This window comes from Paenibacillus tuaregi, assembly GCF_900086655.1.
Lineage (GTDB): Bacteria > Bacillota > Bacilli > Paenibacillales > Paenibacillaceae > Fontibacillus > Fontibacillus tuaregi.
Genome location: NZ_LT575476.1, coordinates 3,525,770 through 3,544,298, shown reverse-complemented (window position 1 = coordinate 3,544,298; position 18,529 = coordinate 3,525,770). Strand labels below are relative to the sequence as shown.

17 protein-coding genes are annotated in these 18,529 nt (G+C 48.9%); all 17 read left to right on the top strand.

Translation table 11 applies throughout. The annotated features are described in order from the left end of the window. Window positions 1-33: 33 nt before the first annotated feature. Window positions 34-1,548 carry an arabinosylfuranosidase ArfA gene (arfA, locus tag BN6628_RS15810; protein ID WP_068619052.1) on the top strand — a complete coding sequence of 505 codons (1,515 nt, stop codon included), beginning with the start codon at window positions 34-36 and terminating at the stop codon, window positions 1,546-1,548. 64 nt (window positions 1,549-1,612) lie between these two features. Beyond that, window positions 1,613-2,962: an ABC transporter substrate-binding protein gene (locus BN6628_RS15805; RefSeq protein ID WP_068619051.1), complete on the top strand. Its 1,350-nt coding sequence runs from the start codon at window positions 1,613-1,615 to the stop codon at window positions 2,960-2,962. 85 nt (window positions 2,963-3,047) lie between these two features. Further along, window positions 3,048-3,992, top strand: coding sequence for a carbohydrate ABC transporter permease (locus tag BN6628_RS15800; protein ID WP_068619050.1), 945 nt, complete (start codon window positions 3,048-3,050; stop codon window positions 3,990-3,992). Window positions 3,993-4,020: 28 nt separating this feature from the next. Then, window positions 4,021-4,863, top strand: coding sequence for a carbohydrate ABC transporter permease (locus tag BN6628_RS15795; RefSeq protein WP_068622353.1), 843 nt, complete (start codon window positions 4,021-4,023; stop codon window positions 4,861-4,863). 32 nt (window positions 4,864-4,895) lie between these two features. Continuing rightward, window positions 4,896-6,296 (top strand): arabinan endo-1,5-alpha-L-arabinosidase, encoded by a 1,401-nt coding sequence (locus tag BN6628_RS15790; RefSeq protein WP_068622355.1) that lies wholly within the window; start codon window positions 4,896-4,898, stop codon window positions 6,294-6,296. A 25-nt stretch (window positions 6,297-6,321) separates the two neighbouring features. Further along, window positions 6,322-7,803, top strand: a complete 1,482-nt coding sequence (locus BN6628_RS15785) for an alpha-N-arabinofuranosidase (protein ID WP_068619048.1) — start codon at window positions 6,322-6,324, stop codon at window positions 7,801-7,803. A gap of 91 nt (window positions 7,804-7,894) precedes the next feature. Then, a complete protein-coding gene (locus BN6628_RS25695) occupies window positions 7,895-8,083 on the top strand; it encodes a DUF6171 family protein (RefSeq protein ID WP_235847655.1) in 189 nt (62 codons plus the stop codon). A gap of 37 nt (window positions 8,084-8,120) precedes the next feature. After that, complete coding sequence (locus tag BN6628_RS15780; RefSeq protein WP_068619046.1) at window positions 8,121-9,086, top strand: glycoside hydrolase family 43 protein; 966 nt, start codon at window positions 8,121-8,123, stop codon at window positions 9,084-9,086. Between the two features lie 335 nt (window positions 9,087-9,421). Then, on the top strand, window positions 9,422-10,459 hold the full coding sequence (locus BN6628_RS15775; protein WP_068619044.1) for a BMP family lipoprotein: 1,038 nt from the start codon (window positions 9,422-9,424) through the stop codon (window positions 10,457-10,459). Window positions 10,460-10,550: 91 nt separating this feature from the next. Then, window positions 10,551-12,056 (top strand): ABC transporter ATP-binding protein, encoded by a 1,506-nt coding sequence (locus BN6628_RS15770; protein ID WP_068619042.1) that lies wholly within the window; start codon window positions 10,551-10,553, stop codon window positions 12,054-12,056. After that, window positions 12,043-13,110 (top strand): ABC transporter permease, encoded by a 1,068-nt coding sequence (locus tag BN6628_RS15765; protein WP_068619040.1) that lies wholly within the window; start codon window positions 12,043-12,045, stop codon window positions 13,108-13,110. Before BN6628_RS15770 ends, BN6628_RS15765 begins: the two co-directional genes overlap by 14 nt. 28 nt (window positions 13,111-13,138) lie before the next feature. Beyond that, window positions 13,139-14,014, top strand: a complete 876-nt coding sequence (locus tag BN6628_RS15760) for an ABC transporter permease (protein WP_187386173.1) — start codon at window positions 13,139-13,141, stop codon at window positions 14,012-14,014. A 13-nt stretch (window positions 14,015-14,027) separates the two neighbouring features. Further along, on the top strand, window positions 14,028-14,705 hold the full coding sequence (locus BN6628_RS15755) for a sulfite oxidase-like oxidoreductase (protein ID WP_068619036.1): 678 nt from the start codon (window positions 14,028-14,030) through the stop codon (window positions 14,703-14,705). 1 nt (window position 14,706) lies between these two features. Then, a complete protein-coding gene (locus tag BN6628_RS15750) occupies window positions 14,707-15,444 on the top strand; it encodes a nucleoside phosphorylase (RefSeq protein WP_068619034.1) in 738 nt (245 codons plus the stop codon). 198 nt (window positions 15,445-15,642) lie between these two features. Further along, window positions 15,643-16,338: an MORN repeat-containing protein gene (locus BN6628_RS15745; protein WP_068619033.1), complete on the top strand. Its 696-nt coding sequence runs from the start codon at window positions 15,643-15,645 to the stop codon at window positions 16,336-16,338. Between the two features lie 344 nt (window positions 16,339-16,682). Continuing rightward, entirely contained in the window at window positions 16,683-17,378 is a 696-nt protein-coding gene (locus BN6628_RS15740) for a response regulator transcription factor (protein ID WP_068619031.1), read from the top strand. Continuing rightward, window positions 17,368-18,462: a sensor histidine kinase gene (locus BN6628_RS15735; RefSeq protein WP_068619028.1), complete on the top strand. Its 1,095-nt coding sequence runs from the start codon at window positions 17,368-17,370 to the stop codon at window positions 18,460-18,462. The genes BN6628_RS15740 and BN6628_RS15735 overlap by 11 nt, the downstream gene beginning before the upstream one ends. The last annotated feature ends 67 nt before the right edge of the window (window positions 18,463-18,529 follow it).

The window sequence follows — 18,529 nt, the reverse complement described above, 5'->3', positions numbered from 1 at the left end:
ATTTTAAACTTCATTAAAATGGATGGTGAGCACATGTCATTATCAGAACTTAAAGCAGGAATGGTTGTGGACAAAGCCTTCCGGATCGCGGAGGTCGACAACCGTATATACGGTTCCTTCATAGAGCATTTGGGCCGGGCGGTCTATGGAGGTATTTATGAACCCGCTCATGTAACAGCTGACCCGGAAGGGTTTCGCGAGGATGTCAAACAGCTTGTCCAAGAACTGAATGTTCCCATCATACGTTATCCAGGCGGCAACTTTGTCTCAGGCTATAACTGGGAAGATGGCGTAGGACCTGTTGATCAGCGTCCCAAACGATTGGATTTGGCTTGGCGGACTACGGAGCCTAATGAGGTGGGGACCAATGAATTTATGAAGTGGGCCAGGGAAGTAGGTTCAGAGGTCATGATGGCAGTCAATCTCGGTACCCGCGGCGTGGATGCGGCGAGAAATTTGCTGGAGTATTGCAACCATCCAGAGGGCAGTTATTGGAGTGACCTGCGCCGCCGGCATGGATATGAACAGCCGCATGGCGTGAAGACTTGGTGCCTCGGGAACGAGATGGACGGCCCTTGGCAGATTGGTCAGAAGACCCCACAGGAGTACGGAAGACTCGCTTATGAGACTGGAAAGGCTATGCGGCTGGTTGATCCATCGATAGAGCTGGTTTCCTGTGGGAGCTCAAGCACGGGAATGCCGACTTTTCCTGAATGGGAAGCCATAACCCTCGATCATACATACGAGATTGCGGATTATGTGTCCCTGCATCAGTATTACGGGAACAGAGACAACGATTCGGCTAATTTCCTGGCACGGACGATGGATATGGAACATTTTATCCATACCGTCAGCTCGACCTGTGATTACATCAAAGCGAAGAAGCGGAGCAAGAAGACCATGATGCTTAGCTTCGACGAATGGAATGTCTGGTACCATTCGAATGATGCGGACGCCAAGCTTGAACCCTGGAGTGTAGGACCTCCCCAGCTGGAGGATATTTATAATTTTGAAGATGCGCTGCTGGTTGGGAGCATGCTGATTACTTTCCTCAGAAATGCGGACCGTGTCAAGATTGCCTGTCTGGCCCAGCTGGTCAATGTGATTGCGCCAATCATGACCGAGAACGGCGGTAGAGCGTGGAAGCAGACGATTTTCTACCCTTATCTGCATGCCTCGCAATACGGCAGGGGGGTGTCGCTAAGACCGGTGGTGGACTCTCCTAAATATGATGCTCAAGATTATACGGATGTTCCTTATTTGGACAGTGCGGTTGTATATAACGAAGAGCTTGAGGAATTAACCCTATTCGCGGTGAACAGGCATCTGGAAGAGGCGCTTGAACTGAAGTGTGATGTGCGCGGGTTTGAAGGGTACCGTATTGTGGAGCATATTGTCCTGGAACATGAGAATCTGAAGGCGGTTAATACGGCTGAAGAAGAGAGTGTAAGACCTCATACTCAAGGCAGCTCGACATGGAATGGCGGATATGTAAATGCCCGTTTGTCTAAAGCTTCATGGAATGTGATCCGCCTGCGCAAAGTCTAGGGAACAAAGGTATTGGCCTATTTGAATACGGTTCCAAATCTTTGATTTATTAGGAGGGGTTCTAGTGATAAAGAAAAAAGGTTGGTTAACATGGATCTCACTGATTCTTGTGTGCTCCACCGTACTAGCAGGTTGTGGTAAGGGAGGGTCAAGCAGTGCCGAAGGCGGGACTAAGGAATTGACGTTTATGTTCCGCGGAGGACCTGATGAACAAACTGCCTACAAGAATGTGGTTAAGCAGTTTGAAGCTGATCATCCGAATATCAAGGTCAAAACTGTAATTACAACAGGTGACCAATATGCAACCAAATTAAAAGCCGCCATCACAGGTAATAAACTTCCCGACGTGTTCTATTTTGAATCCGGCGATCTCAAGGCTTATGTCAACAGCGGAGTTCTTATGAACTTGACGCCATATATCGAGAAGAATAAGAACATCAATCTGAACAATATTTGGAAATATGGTGTTGATCTGTACCGCTATGACGGAAAAATGGCTGGTCAAGGTGATATCTATGGAATGCCTAAAGACGTAGGGCCATTTGCACTCGGTTATAACAAAACGATGTTCGAGAAGGCTGGAATTCCGCTGCCCGATAAGGATAAGCCGATGACCTGGGAAGAATTCCTGAAGGTTCAGAAGGAGCTTACCAAAGATACGGACGGAGATGGAAAGTTGGATCAGTTCGGCTCCGGTTTTAACATTAACTGGGCACTTCAGTCCTTTGTTTGGAGTAATGGGGCGGACTTCCTGGATTCCTCCAAGACCAAGGTAACGGTCGACGATCCTAAATTCGCTGAAGCGCTTCAATACCTTGCCGATTTACAGAACGTAAGCAAAGTTACTCCGACGATCGCAGATTCCCAGACGCTCGATACGTATCAGCGCTGGATGAAAGGGCAGCTGGCCTTCTTCCCTGTGGGGCCATGGGATATGTCTACTTATGAGAAGCTGCCTTTCGAATATGATCTGATTCCTTACCCAGCCGGGTCAACTGGCAAATCAGCGACCTGGACCGGTTCACTCGGGATAGGGGTATCGAAAAAGACCAAGTATCCGGATGAAGCAGTAGAGCTGGTTAACTATCTGACTACTTCCAAAGCAGGCATGGATGCGCTGGTCAAAGCGAAAGTCCAAATCCCTAACATGGTTGATATGGCCAAAACATGGGCGGCAGATACCTCAACCAAGCCGGCGAATAAAGAGGAATTCCTTCAAATCGTTGAGGAGTACGGAAGAGCGTTGCCAGGCAACTATACCTACAATGCGGAATGGTACAACTTGTTCTTTACGGATATCCAACCTGTTCTTGATGGCAAAATCACTGCAGCAGAGTACGTGAAGCAGGAACAGCCAAAAATGCAGAAGCTGCTCGATAAGGCGATTGAACAGGAGAACAGATCCAAGAAGTAATGACTACCCGGAGAATAAATGATGTTAGCTGCCGAATCCGGCTAACATCATTTTCAATTCCGGCATCCGAAATTGAGGTGAAGGCATGGAAACCAAATCAAATCTGCAGCTTCAAGACCCTGCAGCTCAGACGAAGCGTGGGGCAACCAAATCCAGATTGTATCGAAAAGAAAAGATATATGGCTATCTATTTATCCTTCCTCCTGTTCTGGGACTGTTGATTTTCACGCTGTTTCCGGTTATCTATTCCGTCTATGGGGCTTTCACTGATTGGGATGGCTTGGGACAGATGACCTTTATAGGGCTCGGTAATTTTAAAGAATTATTCTCGGATGAGTTGTTCTATAAGGCGGCTTTCAACACCATCTATCTCATGATCGGGATTCCGATCGGATTGTTCCTGGCACTGCTCCTAGCCCTTGGACTCAATCGCAAAATCCCAGGCACAACAGCTTTCCGGGTTATCTATTACGTGCCTGTAATCTCCTCCCTGGCTGCGATCTCCATTCTTTGGAACTGGGCCTACAACGGGGATTATGGCCTTGTGAACCAGTTTCTGGATCTCTTCGGTATTGACGGACCGAACTGGCTGGCCAATAAGTACACGGTGAAGCCGGCCATCATCATCATGACGGTCTGGAAGGGGCTTGGCTACACCATGCTTTTGTATTTGGCTGCGCTTCAGAGTATCCCAAGAACTTATTACGAAGCAGCAGAGCTGGATGGGGCCAGCGGCTTCAAGTCGTTCCGGCATATTACTTGGCCAATGGTTAAGCCGGTAACCTTCTTCATTGTGGTTACAAGCATAATCGGCGGATCTCAAATCTTTACGGAAATCAATATCATGACATCCACCGGGGGAACAGAATATTCTTCCGCATCTGTTGTCTTCTATATTTGGCAGAAAGCCTTTGGAAATCTGCAAATGGGTTACGCATCCGCTATGGCCGTCGTTTTGGGGCTTTTCATATTTGTTGTAACTCTGATCCAATTCAAAATGAACGAGAAATCGTCCTACGAGATGGACTGATCACAAGGAGATAGGAGCGAATATGAATATGTCCCATTCACAAAAGAGACGGCTGGCCAATACAATCATTTTTATCGTTCTGGCTATCGGCGCAATCGTAATGATTGCCCCGCTATTATGGATGCTTACCACCTCTGTTAAAGATAAGCAGGATGTATTTGCACTTCCACCCAAATGGATTCCGGATGTATTCCACTTTGATAAATACGTGGAGATCTGGGAGAAGGGGCCGCTGCTTACCGGGATTACAAACAGTTTAATCGTGGCGGTGAGTGTAACGGTCGTGGGCACTTTCACATCGAGTCTTGCCGCATTTGCCTTCGCCAAGCTCAAATTTCCGCATAAGAATAAGATTTTCTTGCTGCTGTTGTCTGCGATTATGATTCCATATCCGGCAGTCATGATTCCCCAGTTCATTATGTTCTCAGAGCTGGGATGGGTGGATACGCTGCTGCCTTTGATCGTACCGGGATTGTTCGGGAATATCGTGATGATCTTTTTCATCAGACAGTACCTGGTAAGTGTACCTAACGAAATTATTGAAGCTGCCAAAATCGATGGAAGCTCGTACTTCAGGCTGTTCTCCACAATTACGTTCCCCTTAATCAAACCTGCGGTTGCGGCCCAGCTTATTCTTTGGTTTATGGGGATATGGAATGATTATCTGGCACCTATTATCTATCTAAATTCACCGGAGAATCAGACCCTCCAGCTTGTGATTGCTAACTATAATGCAACCTATGCCATACAGACGGACTATCCTCTGATCATGGCCGCTTCAATTATCGCGCTGCTGCCTGTTCTTATTACATTCTTGGTGTTCCAGAAACAAATTATTGAGTCTGTAGCGATTTCCGGAGTTAAGGGATGAATCCTCAGGCTAAATGGAGGGCAATTATGGTTATTCCTATGCTTCTTTTGTTCGGGGCAAGCGGATGTACGGCGGATAATGCCGCTCAACCTGTATTTCCACCTTCCCCAGGGGAAATCAAAATGTACGATACCTCGGCCATCGATAACGCTGCTGCTTGGACGATCAACAACGCTCATGATCCAGGCATTGTTAAGACGGGTCAAGGATATTACGTATTCTCCACAGATGTGAAGGTAGGAGGTGAAGCGAAGCCGGGTGTGATGGTACGCAAATCTGACGATCTCATCCATTGGAAATGGGTGGGGCAGGCTTTCCCGGATGTGCCTTCTGAAGCCAAAGCATGGAGTGGTGCTGTTGGGCTGTGGGCACCGGATGTTGTGAAATATAAAGATACCTATCGTCTCTATTACTCAGCATCCACCTTTGGAAGTAGGCAGTCGATGATTGGTCTGGCAACATCTCCTTCCATTGAAGGGCCTTGGACCGATAAGGGTGCCGTCATACAGACCCGAAACGAGGACTCACTTAATGCCATTGATTCTAATGTAGTAACAGATGCGGACGGCAGAATGTGGATGGTGTATGGCTCGTTCTTTGGCGGAATTCACATCACTCAGCTCGATCCTGAAACTGGAAAGCCTGCGGAACCCGGCTTCGGCACCTTGATTGCGGCCCGTGACCGTGTTACTGAGGATGGGGCAGTGGAAGGCCCCTATATCATCTACAACGAGAACTATAAGAAATATTACTTATTCGTCTCGTATGACTCTTTATTTGAAGATTACAATGTGCGTGTTGCAAGATCGGACTCCATCACAGGTCCCTATGTGGACTACAACGGGAAGGAAATGACAGATACGTCTTACGAGCCGCAGTATGAGATAGGCAACAAAATTCTCGGTGGTTACAGGCTTGGTGAAGATGCCGGATGGATTGCACCGGGGCATAATTCAGTGCTCAAGGATGGGGACAATTACTTCATCGTTCACCATGCCCGAGGTGAGTTGGATAAGAACTGGTCCTATCTGCATGTGCGTAAAATTCTATGGACAGAAGACGGATGGCCGGTTGTATCGCCCGAACGCTATGCGGGAGAGACGCAGCAGGATATCCCTAAGTCTCTGATTCCGGGCGGATGGGAGTACCTGGTTATGGATAAGTTCGTTGATGGTCAGATCCAGTCCAGCCACATCAAGCTTGGAGCGGATGGCACAATCGAAGGATCGGTGGAACAGGGGAAATGGTCTTTTGATGGCAAGTTCACAATGACATTGACGTGGAATAACCCTGTGGAAGACCGGAGTAAGGTTCAGCGGGTTCAGCTGCTGCCATCTTGGGATTGGGAGAGGAATCGGCAGACGCTTGTTTTTACCGGAATGGATGGGAACGGGACTGCGGTCTGGGGCAAACAAGTAGATTCTAACCAATAAATATAGAGTGGGGAGGGCAACTAAAATGATTAACGTAAAGCTGAATGCCGGAGAGAAAAAGGGGACGATAAGCCGTCACTTGTACGGACATTTTGCTGAGCACTTGGGCAGATGTATATATGAGGGACTATGGGTGGGGCCAGACTCTCCAATACCAAATACGGAAGGAATTCGGAATGATGTGCTTGAGGCCTTGAAGCGCTTGAACATCCCGGTCCTACGTTGGCCAGGCGGGTGTTTTGCCGATGAGTATCACTGGATGGACGGTATTGGTCCTGCTTCAGAACGTGCAAGAATGATCAACAATAACTGGGGTGGGGTTGAGGAGAATAATCATTTTGGCACACATGAATTTCTGCGTCTGTGCGAACTTCTGAATACAGAGCCTTATATCAGTGGCAACGTAGGCAGCGGCACTGTTCGTGAAATGCAGCAGTGGGTGGAGTACATGACCTTTGACGGTGAGTCGCCGATGGCCAACCTACGCCGGAGAAACGGCCGTGATGAACCTTGGGCGCTACCTTTCTTCGGGGTAGGGAATGAGAACTGGGGCTGTGGCGGGAATATGCGTCCGGAATATTATGCGGATCTTTATCGGCATTACTCTACCTACGTACGTAACTATGGTGGAAATAAGGTATATAAAATCGCCTGTGGTGCAAATACGGATCATTTTCAGTGGACTGAAGTGCTGATGCGCGAAGCCGCCGGACTCATGGATGGACTCAGTCTCCATTATTACACCATCCCGTCAGGCAATTGGTTCGCCAGCAAAGGCTCGGCTACGGAATTTGACACAGATGAGTGGTTTGCCACTCTCAAAAACACGCTGTATATGGAAGAATTAATCATTAAGCATTCTGAAATTATGGATAAATATGACCCGGAACGCCGGGTAGGGCTTATTATCGACGAGTGGGGAACTTGGTGTGATGTGGAGCCTGGAACGAATCCGGGTTTCCTATACCAACAAAATACCCTGCGTGATGCACTTGTGGCAGGCATCAATCTGAACATTTTCCACAAGTACTGCAGCCGGGTGAAGATGGCCAATATTGCCCAATTGGTGAATGTGCTTCAGGCCTTGATCCTTACCGAGGGTGATCGTATGCTGCTGACCCCAACGTATCATGTGTTCGATATGTACAAGGTCCACATGGATAATGAGCTGCTCGAGCTGGAGTTCGAAAGTCCAAATTATATTTATAATGGCGCATCCATCCCGCAGATTAGCGCTTCAGCTTCCATGGATGGGGAAGGAGCGATTCACCTGACGGCATGCAACCTGCATCACGCAGAAGCAGCGAGCTTCAGCTGCCGTATTGAAGGTTTCAACTATAGCAAAGTGTATGGCAAAATTTTGACTCATACTTCACTAAACGCACATAACACGTTTGAGCAGCCGGACCTTGTGGCGCCTGCTTATTTTGAAGATGCTGAGCTGAAGGACGGGGTTCTTGAATTTGAACTGCCTCCCGCTTCCATTCTAGTGCTCACACTTAACTAAGATGACTATCAGTACTGGAGTCAAGCATGGCATTGATGGGTGCAAAGGCTGCTCAGCTAGTGTTCGGGTAAGCTCTGAAAAGCTGGAACAAATGATTCAAATGGCTGTCCAGAACCGTGCTGCCGTATCTGATGAGGAATATGCCCGGCGTCTGGATACGTGCTGGAACTGCCCGTCACTTCAATATGAATCAACCTGCAGACACTGTGGCTGTCTGGTTGCGGTAAGAGCCAAGCTAAGCGATTCCATCTGCCCGTATCCCGGGCAATCAAGATGGTAGAAACATAAAATTTCGCATGTATAAGGAGACAAGGGAAATGGACAGAACCAGAGAATACAACAATCCATTAGTGGAACAGCGGGCTGATCCATGGGTATACAAGCACAGTGATGGATATTATTATTTTACCGCCTCGGTTCCTCAATATGACCGGATTGAAATCCGGCGTTCGGCTACACTTGAAGGGCTGAGAGACGCCATGCCCGTAGTGGCTTGGCGTAAGTATGAGACAGGCATGCTGAGTGCCAACATTTGGGCCCCTGAAATTCATTATATTCAAGGGAAATGGTATATCTATTTTGCGGCTGCCAGAACTACAGAGACCCAGGATGGCCTGTTCGACCACCGGATGTATGCGCTTGAGAACGAATCGGCCAATCCGCTTGAAGGGCAGTGGGTCGAGAAGGGGCAAATCAAGACGGCTTGGGAGTCTTTTGCGCTTGATGCGACCACATTTGAGCATCAAGGAAGCTTGTATTATGTGTGGGCCCAGAAAGATCCGGAGATCGAAGGCAACTCCAACCTGTATATCTCCAGGATGAGCAACCCCTGGACGCTAAGCGGACAGCAGGTCATGATCTCGACACCGGAATATCCCTGGGAGATTGTCGGCTTCCGAGTCAATGAGGGAGCGGCTGTACTCAAGCGGAACGGACGGATCTTTATCAGCTATTCGGCAAGCGCAACGGATCATAATTATTGTATGGGTCTCCTGTATGCCGACGAATCCTCGGATTTGCTGAATCCGGCGTCATGGACCAAATCGCCGGTGCCCGTATTCCAGACCAACGAAGAGACAGGGCAGTATGGACCTGGGCATAACAGCTTTACGGTGTCAGAGGACGGCCAGGATGTCTTGATCTACCATGCACGAAATTATAAAGAAATTACCGGGGACCCGCTGTACGACCCGAACCGCCATACCCGGGCACAGGTATTTGATTGGAATGAGGATGGGATGCCGAATTTTGGTACGCCGGTTAAAGATACACAGATCAGATAAGCCTGGAAGATTGGCTCAACAGGTTATGAGCAGCTATAGCTATTAAATGAGATAAATATTATTCTGCAACAAGGAATACCTTCTCTTCTATGGGGCGAAGGTGTTCCTTTTTTTGTTAACTATGAAAAGAAGCTGAAGTCAATAGAGATGCATTTCATATGGGACAAAATGTATCTTTATTAGTTATTTTCTATATAATTTCACATATTTCCATATTATACAGTCTATATTTCTATTTCAGTGAATAACTATAAATTTGCGTTGACAAATACCAAGTAATCAAATAGGATATAATAAATTTAGTAGACAAATGAAAATATTGGGGGAGTTATTTTATGAAGAAATCGATCATGTTCATCTTCGCGGCAGTTCTGTTCATCTCCTTGGTGGGATGCTCATCTGGAGGTGCTGATACGAAATCCGATGCGAACGCTGCATCTGGAAAAGAAGACACAGGCAAGAAAAAGAAAATTGCCTTGGTACTCCCCGATAAAATCGGTGTCAATCCATTCTTTGAAGAAATGGACAAAGGGCTCAAGAAAGCCGGAGAAGAATTCAAAGTGGACACGAAAACCATCGAATCCACCGACCCAGCAGCATTTGAACAAAATCTGCGCACAGCGGTTGCGGAAGATTATGATCTGATCATTACTTCATTATTTACAGCTGAGGATGCTCTGAAGAAGGTGGCTGCTGAGAATCCAGACAAGTCTTTTGCCATTATTGATACGTCTATCGAGGCGCCCAACATTCGAAGCGTCGTATTCCGCGAATATGAAGCGTCTTATCTGCTTGGAGCCGCTGCGGGTCTTGCGACAAAGACCAACGTTGTAGGCTTGGTTGCGGCCCAGGATGTTCCGCTTCTGAAGAAATATACGGTCGGATTTGAAGAAGGACTGAAATCTGTGAATCCAAAAGCCAAGTATCTGGTTAACTATGTCGGCAGCTTTAATGACCCGGCTAAAGCCAAGGAGCTTGCTCTGGTGCAATTCGGACAAGGTGCTGACTTTATCGCCGGTGCGGCAGCTGTATCCGACCTTGGCGTATTCGAAGCTGCTAAGGAGAAAGGATTCTACACGAACGGTCAAGATACGGATCAGACCGTAGTAGACCCGGAACACGTGGTGCTCTCCCAGTTGAAAGAGACTTCAACGGCCGCATATGAGACCGTGAAGGATTTCGCAAGCGGAAGCTTTAAATTCGGTACTGTGGATTACGGTTTGAAGGAAAATGGAGTCGGACTGACCTATGTGACCCGTGACAGTCAGTCGCCGCTCAGCCCGTTTATCGGACAAAAGGTAGTGGACGACGTGAAGAAAATTCGTGACGATATCGTCTCCGGCAAAATTGTAGTCAAAAACCCACTGCAATAAGAATCCCTCTAAGGAAGCCGGCTGCTCATCCAGCAGATGGCTTCCTTTTTTGATGTGATCAAGCTTGAGAAGAAAGGAGACCAGAGGGCACATGCTGCTTGAGATGGAGAAGATGACTAAGAAATACGGAGCTCTGACGGCAAATCATGAGGTGGATTTCAACCTCCGCAAAGGAGAGATTCATGCCTTGGTTGGTGAGAATGGGGCAGGCAAGACAACGCTCATGCGAATTCTCTATGGCATGGAGCAGCCCACCTCAGGGGTTATTAAGGTAGACGGTAAAGAACGGCAGTTTGGGACTCCTGCTGATGCGATACAGAGCGGGATCGGGATGGTGCACCAGCATTTCATGCTGTTCCCGTCCTTCTCCATTGCGGAGAACATTGTGATTGGCCGGGAGCCGGGTACGGCTGGGAGGTTTGACCGCAAAGAGGCCGCTCAAGTGGTCAGAGAGCTGTCCCAGCAATATGGGATGCCTGTTGATCCTCTGATGAAAATCGGGGATTGTTCGCTTGGCGTACAGCAGCGCGTGGAAATTCTGAAGGTGCTGTATCAAGGGGCGGATATTATTGTATTAGATGAACCAACGGGCGTCCTGACACCACTCGAAGTGAAGGAACTGCTTGCAGCGATCAAGGGACTTGCGGCAAAGGGCAAGAGCTTTATTCTGATCACCCATAAATTGCACGAAATCATGGACGTGGCGGACAGGATTACCGTCCTGCGCGATGGGAAAGTAACCGGTGTGCTGAATACGGCAGACACCAATGCGGAGGAGCTGTCCCGGCTGATGGTGGGCAGGGAGCTTGCTGAATTTAAGAAGCAGCCGTCCGTTCCAGGAGATATCGTTCTGGATGTGGACCAGGTTACCCTGCAGGCGGGAAAAGGAAAGCCTCTGCTGGATCAGATCTCCCTCCAAGTCCGTGCTGGAGAGATTGTAGGGGTCGCTGGCATTTCCGGTAATGGCCAATCCGAATTAATACAAGCCATTACTGGGCTTGCCAGGATTGATAAAGGAAAGGTCAGGCTTGCCGGGCAGGATGTGACAGAGTCCTCTGTGCGGGAGATCCGGAATCGGGGGCTTGCGCATATCCCGGAAGACCGGTATATGTGGGGGGCTGCAGGCGAAGCTTCCGTGTTCGAGAACGGGCTGATGGGTTATCAGCGCAAGCATCAGCGGTTTGGCTTTATCCAAGGCAAGCGCAGCCGGAAAATGGTTGCGGATTTCATTCGGACTTTCGGCGTGAAGACAAGCTCTCAGGAGACTAAGGCCCGTTACTTGTCGGGCGGGAATCTGCAGAAATTAATCGTAGCCCGTGAGCTTGGACATGGAACGCCTTTTGTGATTGCGGCGGAGCCAACCCGGGGAGTGGATATCGGTGCGATGGAGACGATTCACGGGGAGCTATTGCGAAGAAGGGAAGAACGGGGCGGTATTCTGCTGATTTCCTCAGAGCTCTCGGAGATTCTCAAGCTTTCTGACCGAATTGTTGTCATGTACGATGGCCGCATTACAGGGGAGCTGCGGACCGAAGAAGCGACAGAAGAGAAGATCAGTTTATTGATGGCGGGGGGAGACATTCATGCACAATCTTAAGCAAAATGCCAAACAGCTGATCCATCCTCTGGTAGCCATTGTGCTCGGGCTTTTAGCGGGTGCCGCAGCGATCTTGGTAGTGGGAGGATCTGTGACTGAGACCTTCGCAGAAATGTGGAAGGGGGCTTTCGGTAATTTTTATTTCTTCACCAATACACTTGCCCGGTCAACTCCGATTATCCTTGTGGGGCTTGGCGTTGCGGTTGCGTTCAGAGCGGGGTTCCTCAATATGGGATCAGAAGGACAGATGCTGCTTGGCGCCTTGGCTGCCTCCCTGACAGCCATCTATATGCCAGGCCCTGTGTGGATCAAGATTCCTGTAATTTTTGCAGTGGGTATGATCGTAGGAGGGCTGTACTCGGCCTTTGCCAGCTGGCTGGATACCCGGTTCCGGATGAACCTGATCATTACCACGCTGCTACTTAACTATATTGCCCAGTATTTAACGGGCTATCTGGTGTCCTATCCTTTCAAGGATACAACAGGCTCGGCCGCGTTGGCACAGACTCAGATGGTGGACAAGAGCCTATGGCTCGACAAGCTGTTTAAGGGCATGAGCGTACATACCGGCTTCATTATCGCGATAGCTGCTACGCTGATCCTATATGTCTTTATGAAGTATACCGTATCCGGTTATGAGATCCGTTCCCTGGGCAGCAATCCCCGCTTCGCCGCCTACGGCGGAGTTAAACGGGGCCGCTTGATGCTGTTCAGCATGCTTCTCAGCGGCGCATTTGCGGGTCTGGCGGGTACGGTGGAAGTGCTGGGCACCCAGTATCGTTTCCTGGATGGGGCACTTTCGGCGCCCAACTATGCTTTCACCGGAATTATGGCCGCGATGCTGGCCAGTTCTAATCCTATTGGAACAGCCTTAGCGGCGGTTCTTCTTGCTGCTCTTCAGACAGGCGGAATGGGTGTGGAGCGAAATACGGATGTCCCTCTGGAAATCTCCAGTGTCATACAGGCCGTGTTGATCCTGTTTGTTACGGCCCGTATCAGTTACAGCTTTATTAAGCGCAGGAAGGGGGGAGCAGCGAGTGGATCAGTTTCTTGATATATCGTTATTTAATTCAACCATACGCATGGTGACGCCTATTTTGCTGGCGGCCTTGGGCGGGGCGTTGTGTGCACGCGTGGGCTTTTTCAATGTCGCTCTGGAGGGAATGATCCTGACCGGCGCATTTACGGCAATCGTAGGGAATCACTTCTTCGGGAACGTTTGGCTTGCCGTGCTGTTTGCTGCGGGTTGTGTAACTTTGTTCTCATGGCTGCTTGCTTTTATATCCCTTCATCTGAAGGCTAACGAAATTATTGTAGGGATTTCCTTCAATTTTCTGGCCGCAGGACTAACCACGTTTACACTAAGGGCGCTGTTTGATGTGAAGGGAGCCTATTATGACAAGAACATGACTGGCCTGCCTACCTGGAATATCCCCGAGGTTCAGGATATCCCGGTTCTTGGCGGAATTATCTCGGGCCATTCTCCGTTAGTGTACTTGGCTTTTCTGCTGGCTGCCGTGATGCAGTACTATTTGTTCAAGACCAAATCCGGCTTTCGTCTGCTGGCATCAGGTGAGAATCCCGTAGCGGCCCAGAGCCTTGGGATTAAGGTGAGAAGGATCCAGTATGGGGCCATTCTCGCAAGCGGGCTGTTGTGCGGCTTGGCTGGAGCCCAGCTCTCCCTCGGTCAGGTGACGATGTTCTCCGAAGGGATGACAGGTGGCCGTGGATTTATTGCACTCGTAGCGACCATGCTCGGACAGAATAATCCGCTTGGAGTGGTCGCATCCAGTCTGCTGTTTGGATTCATGGACGCGATAAGCATCCGGCTGCAAGGATTCTCGCTGCCTACTCATTTCACATTGATGCTGCCTTTTGTCGTGACCCTGATTGCTATGTTCTTCTTCAAGGATAAAAGTTACCTGCAGCACTCCAATAAAATTAATGGCAGGTCATAGGGAGGTTACTCATATGCACAACAAAGCGGAACGCCTGAAAAAAATGAAGTCCCCCGCCAAGGCAGCGCCGGTCAGCCAAGAGCTTGCCCATCGGCTGCCGCCTGGCCAGGCGTTAACGGACCGGTTCCCGATTTTGCATGAAGGTGATGTCCCGCATTATAATACTTCGACTTGGAAGCTGAGGGTATTCGGTGAAATTGAAGAAGAGAGGACCTTCTCCTGGGAGGATATCCTGTCCCTGCCGGTGACTAAGGTCCGGTGTGATATCCATTGTGTTACCCGGTGGTCCAAATTCGATACCGAATGGGAAGGTGTGAGATTCTCCGATCTGGTCCGTGAGCTTGGTGTGAAACCGGAGGCGGCGCATGTCATGATTCATGCGGATCATGATTATGACACCAACATCCCGGTTGCCGATTTGATGAGGGATGATGTTCTGCTGGCTTACCGGTATGATGGCAAGCCGCTGACCGAGAAGCATGGCTGGCCTCTGCGCCTGGTTGTACCGCATCTGTATTTCTGGAAAAGTGCGAAATGGATTCAGGGCATTGAATTTATGAAAGAAGACCGCCCGGGCTTCTGGGAGCGCAACGGGTTTCATAATACGGCTGATCCGTTCAAGGAACAGCGGTTCTCCGGCGAATCGATCCCGATTCCGGAAGATGAATGGACAAGAAAGGAGTTTGATTAAGATGGCCCTGCTGCCTATATTGCTAATTAACCCGGAGGATCTGCCGGAGCATGTGATTGTATGCGGAGATCCGCACCGCGCCAAGAAAATTTCGGAGAAGCTGGATAATGCGAAAGAGCTGGCGTTCGCCAGAGAATACCGGACATTTGTAGGCGAATATGATGGCGTTCGCCTCGGTGTTGTAAGTCATGGCGTAGGCTGCCCTGGAGCAGCGGTCTGCTTCGAAGAGCTGGCACAGGCTGGAGTCAAAACGCTGATTCGGGTAGGGACAGCAGGTTCCTTCAGTCAAAAGTTTCCGAAAGGAAGCTTGATCGTAAGCACAGCTGCCGTCCGTGAGGACGGATTGACCCGGCAGCTTGTTCCGTTGGCATTCCCGGCGGTATCCGACAGCACTGTGACGGATACGCTGTATGATACAGCCAAGGAATTAGGGGGAATCGTAGGCAAGGGAATTACGGCGACAATTGATGCCTTTTTCCCAGGAGTTCTGGAGCTGCCTACGGAAGTCTACAAGAGAGCCGGGGTTCTTGCGGTAGAAATGGAGATTTCAGCTCTGTTTGTTATTGCCTCTTTAAGAGGGATGAAGGCTGGAGCCATTGTGGCGCTTGATGGAAATGAAAGTGCGGAGCAGCAGCCATATAATCCTCATACCGACGAAGTGGTATTAGCCGTGGAGCGGGAGATCGATGCGGCTCTGATTACGCTTGCCAAGCTGGCACGGGCTGAGGGTGGGCAGTAATTATTTTGCCACTTGGGTAATGGTTAATATGAACATGAAATGACTTACTGAAATAGGGCTCTGATTTCGCATGTTGCGGATCAGAGCTTTTTCAATCAACCGGGAGCAGTAGGTAATCCGGGGCAGTCTGAAATAAAGATGAGCTTCAGCCGATATATAAGCTGTAGATGACACAGCAGTGAAGGAGTGGGGTAGGAAATGAGACTTAAACGGGGATTATTTGCGGCATTGCTGGTGGCCGTAATGGTTCTAATCAACGTGGCCTCCACAAGCCCGGTGGAAGCAAAGGCTAAAAAAATGACGGTGAAGTATCCTTCCGGGGCGGTGTACTACGGAGAAACAAAGAACGGAAAGCCAAGCGGCCAGGGAACCATGACTTGGAGCAAGAACAAAGTTTACACAGGAAACTGGGTGAACGGCCGCAGAGCAGGCTTTGGCAAGCTGACAGAGGTCAAGAAGGAGAACGGAATTCTCATTAAGCAGGAATACATAGGCAGCTGGGTGAATGACAAGAAAGAGGGTGAGGGCAGGCTCATCATGAAGAGCACCGAAAACTCTAGGCTTTCCGAGAATGCTGTTCAGCAGGGGAAATTCAAGCAGGATGCACTGGTATCGGGCTTTATCGTAAGGCATGGGGATTACGATCCGCCCTACTCCTTTGAGTACAAGGATGATAAGCTGCTCCTGCGGATAGACGGCGATCTGTCCGGGATCAAGCAGGTTTTGGACAAGCAGAACTTCTTCTCTTTTGAATATAAGAAAGGGAAGGTGTACCGGCAAGTGGGTGTTGGGGATGAGTATGATACCGTGGAATTCGGTAAATTTCTGAAGAGCATTAAGAAGGAAGTTAAACCGTATCTGGAGATGTTCCAGAAGCTCGGTGCACAAGTATAAAATCAGGTTAGACAGCAAGGAACACTTTCCACCATTCCGGCGGGGGGTGTTCCTTGTTTGCTAAGTTCAATAATCCAATCAGCGCTTAGACTCATTTTAAAGATCAGCGTTGGGTGTCAACTCCCGCCTGGCGCTCTCAAGATCACTTTATAAACTTCAATTGCGCGCATTCTAGACGACTTCAGGTCTACTATGGCATGAGGACGCGGCTGATGGATCTCTTTTGCTTTCAGAATGTATTTATTAAGAACTTCTTAACGCTTTCTTAACCTTTTGTTTGAGAACGCAATAGGGAATCATGTTATGATTATTTCAGACAAACTCAATGATAAGGGATGAAGAGTATGGATAGACACATACTGATCGTCGATGACGATGACAAAATTGCAAAGCTGATTGAAATTTACCTGCTTAATGAGGGTTACGTTGTCTTTAAAGCGGAGAACGGCTATAAAGCGCTTGAAATTATGCAAAACGAGGTCATACATCTCGTGGTGCTTGATATTATGATGCCGGGTATGGATGGGATCGAGGTATGCCTTAAAATCCGCGAGACCAACATGACTCCTATCCTTATGCTTAGTGCTAAGGACGGAGATATGGATAAAATCACCGGTCTGATGACCGGAGCGGATGATTACATGGTGAAGCCTTTTAATCCGCTGGAGCTTGTGGCGAGAGTGAAATCTCTGCTCAGGAGAGCATTCTACAGCGCCCAACCCGCGATTACGGCAAGGGACCATCTGATCGAACTGGGCTCTCTTCAAATTGATAAAGAGACCCATTCGGTTAAGGTGGATGACCGTACCGTTAAGCTCACCCCGATTGAATTCAGCATCCTCTTTCTACTTGCCAGCCAACCTGGCCGGGTATTCAGTTCAGAGGATATTTTTGAACTCATATGGAAAGACAAATACTTCGAGAACAATAATTCAGTGACCGTGCACATCAGCCGGCTCCGGGACAAGCTGGAGAAGGAAATGCACGGAGAAAAGCTGATTCGCACCGTATGGGGGGTTGGCTACAAAATTGAGATCTAGCTTAAGTTTTTTTAAGTGGTTCTTCTGGACCGTGGTGGTATCCGCAATCCTGTGCGGGCTCCTCTATGCACTGGTTAATTATTTATACTACAACAATGGGGCCCTGACATTGGGGAGGATTGTTCGCGGATTCTATTATGGAATCGGAAATCCGCAGATTTATTATGTTGCTTCCATTCCTGTGGTGGTGGTTACAGCCATTTATTTGTGGCGCAGGGAAAGCCGGCGGCAGGAGCAGCAGTATCTTACCTTATTGATCGAGGAGGTTCATGAGCTCGAAGAAGGCCAGCTTGACCGCAAAGTTACCGTCCGTTCAATTGGTAAGCTGGGTCAACTGGCGGCGGATATCAACCGGATGATGGAGCGGTTAAGAATCTCGCTTGAGGAGGAACGGCGTGCGGAGCAAACCAAGAATGAACTCATCACCAACGTATCCCACGATCTTCGTACACCGTTAACGACCATTACAGGTTACCTTGGGCTTATCGATCAGGATCGGTACCGGGATGAGGTGGAGCTCAGATATTATAACAATATGGCTTATGAAGAATCTTTGAGATTAAAGCAGCTGCTTGAGGACTTGTTCGAATATACCCGTCTACGGAACCGGGAGATGACGCTGAACAAGACCCGGATTAATCTGGTGGAGATGCTGCATCAGATCACAGCCCAGTTCCAATGGCAGTTTAATGAGAGCGGAATGGAAGCAAGATTATCATTCGAGAGTCCCCAGATGATCGTAATTGCCGATGGGGATAAGCTCAGAAGGGTGTACGAGAATCTCATTTCCAATGCGATACGTTATGGGAATGACGGAATCTATCTGGACATTAAGGGCCGGATTGAAGGGGGCGAGGCCGTTATTGATGTCATTAATTACGGCGAACCTATCCCGGATGCCGATCTGCCGCGGGTGTTCGAGCGGTTCTACCGGGTGGAGAAATCCCGGGACAAGAATACGGGGGGCTCGGGGATTGGGCTTGCCATTGCCAAGCATATTGTGGATTTGCACCACGGGACGATCCGGGTGGAGAGTGACGAGGAGAGGACTGTATTTACTGTAAGAATTCAGCAGAGTGAATAAGAATAAACGAGAATGTTAAGTTTGTAAAACGAAAAAGCATGGTTCACCGTTGTTAGGGTGAAGCATG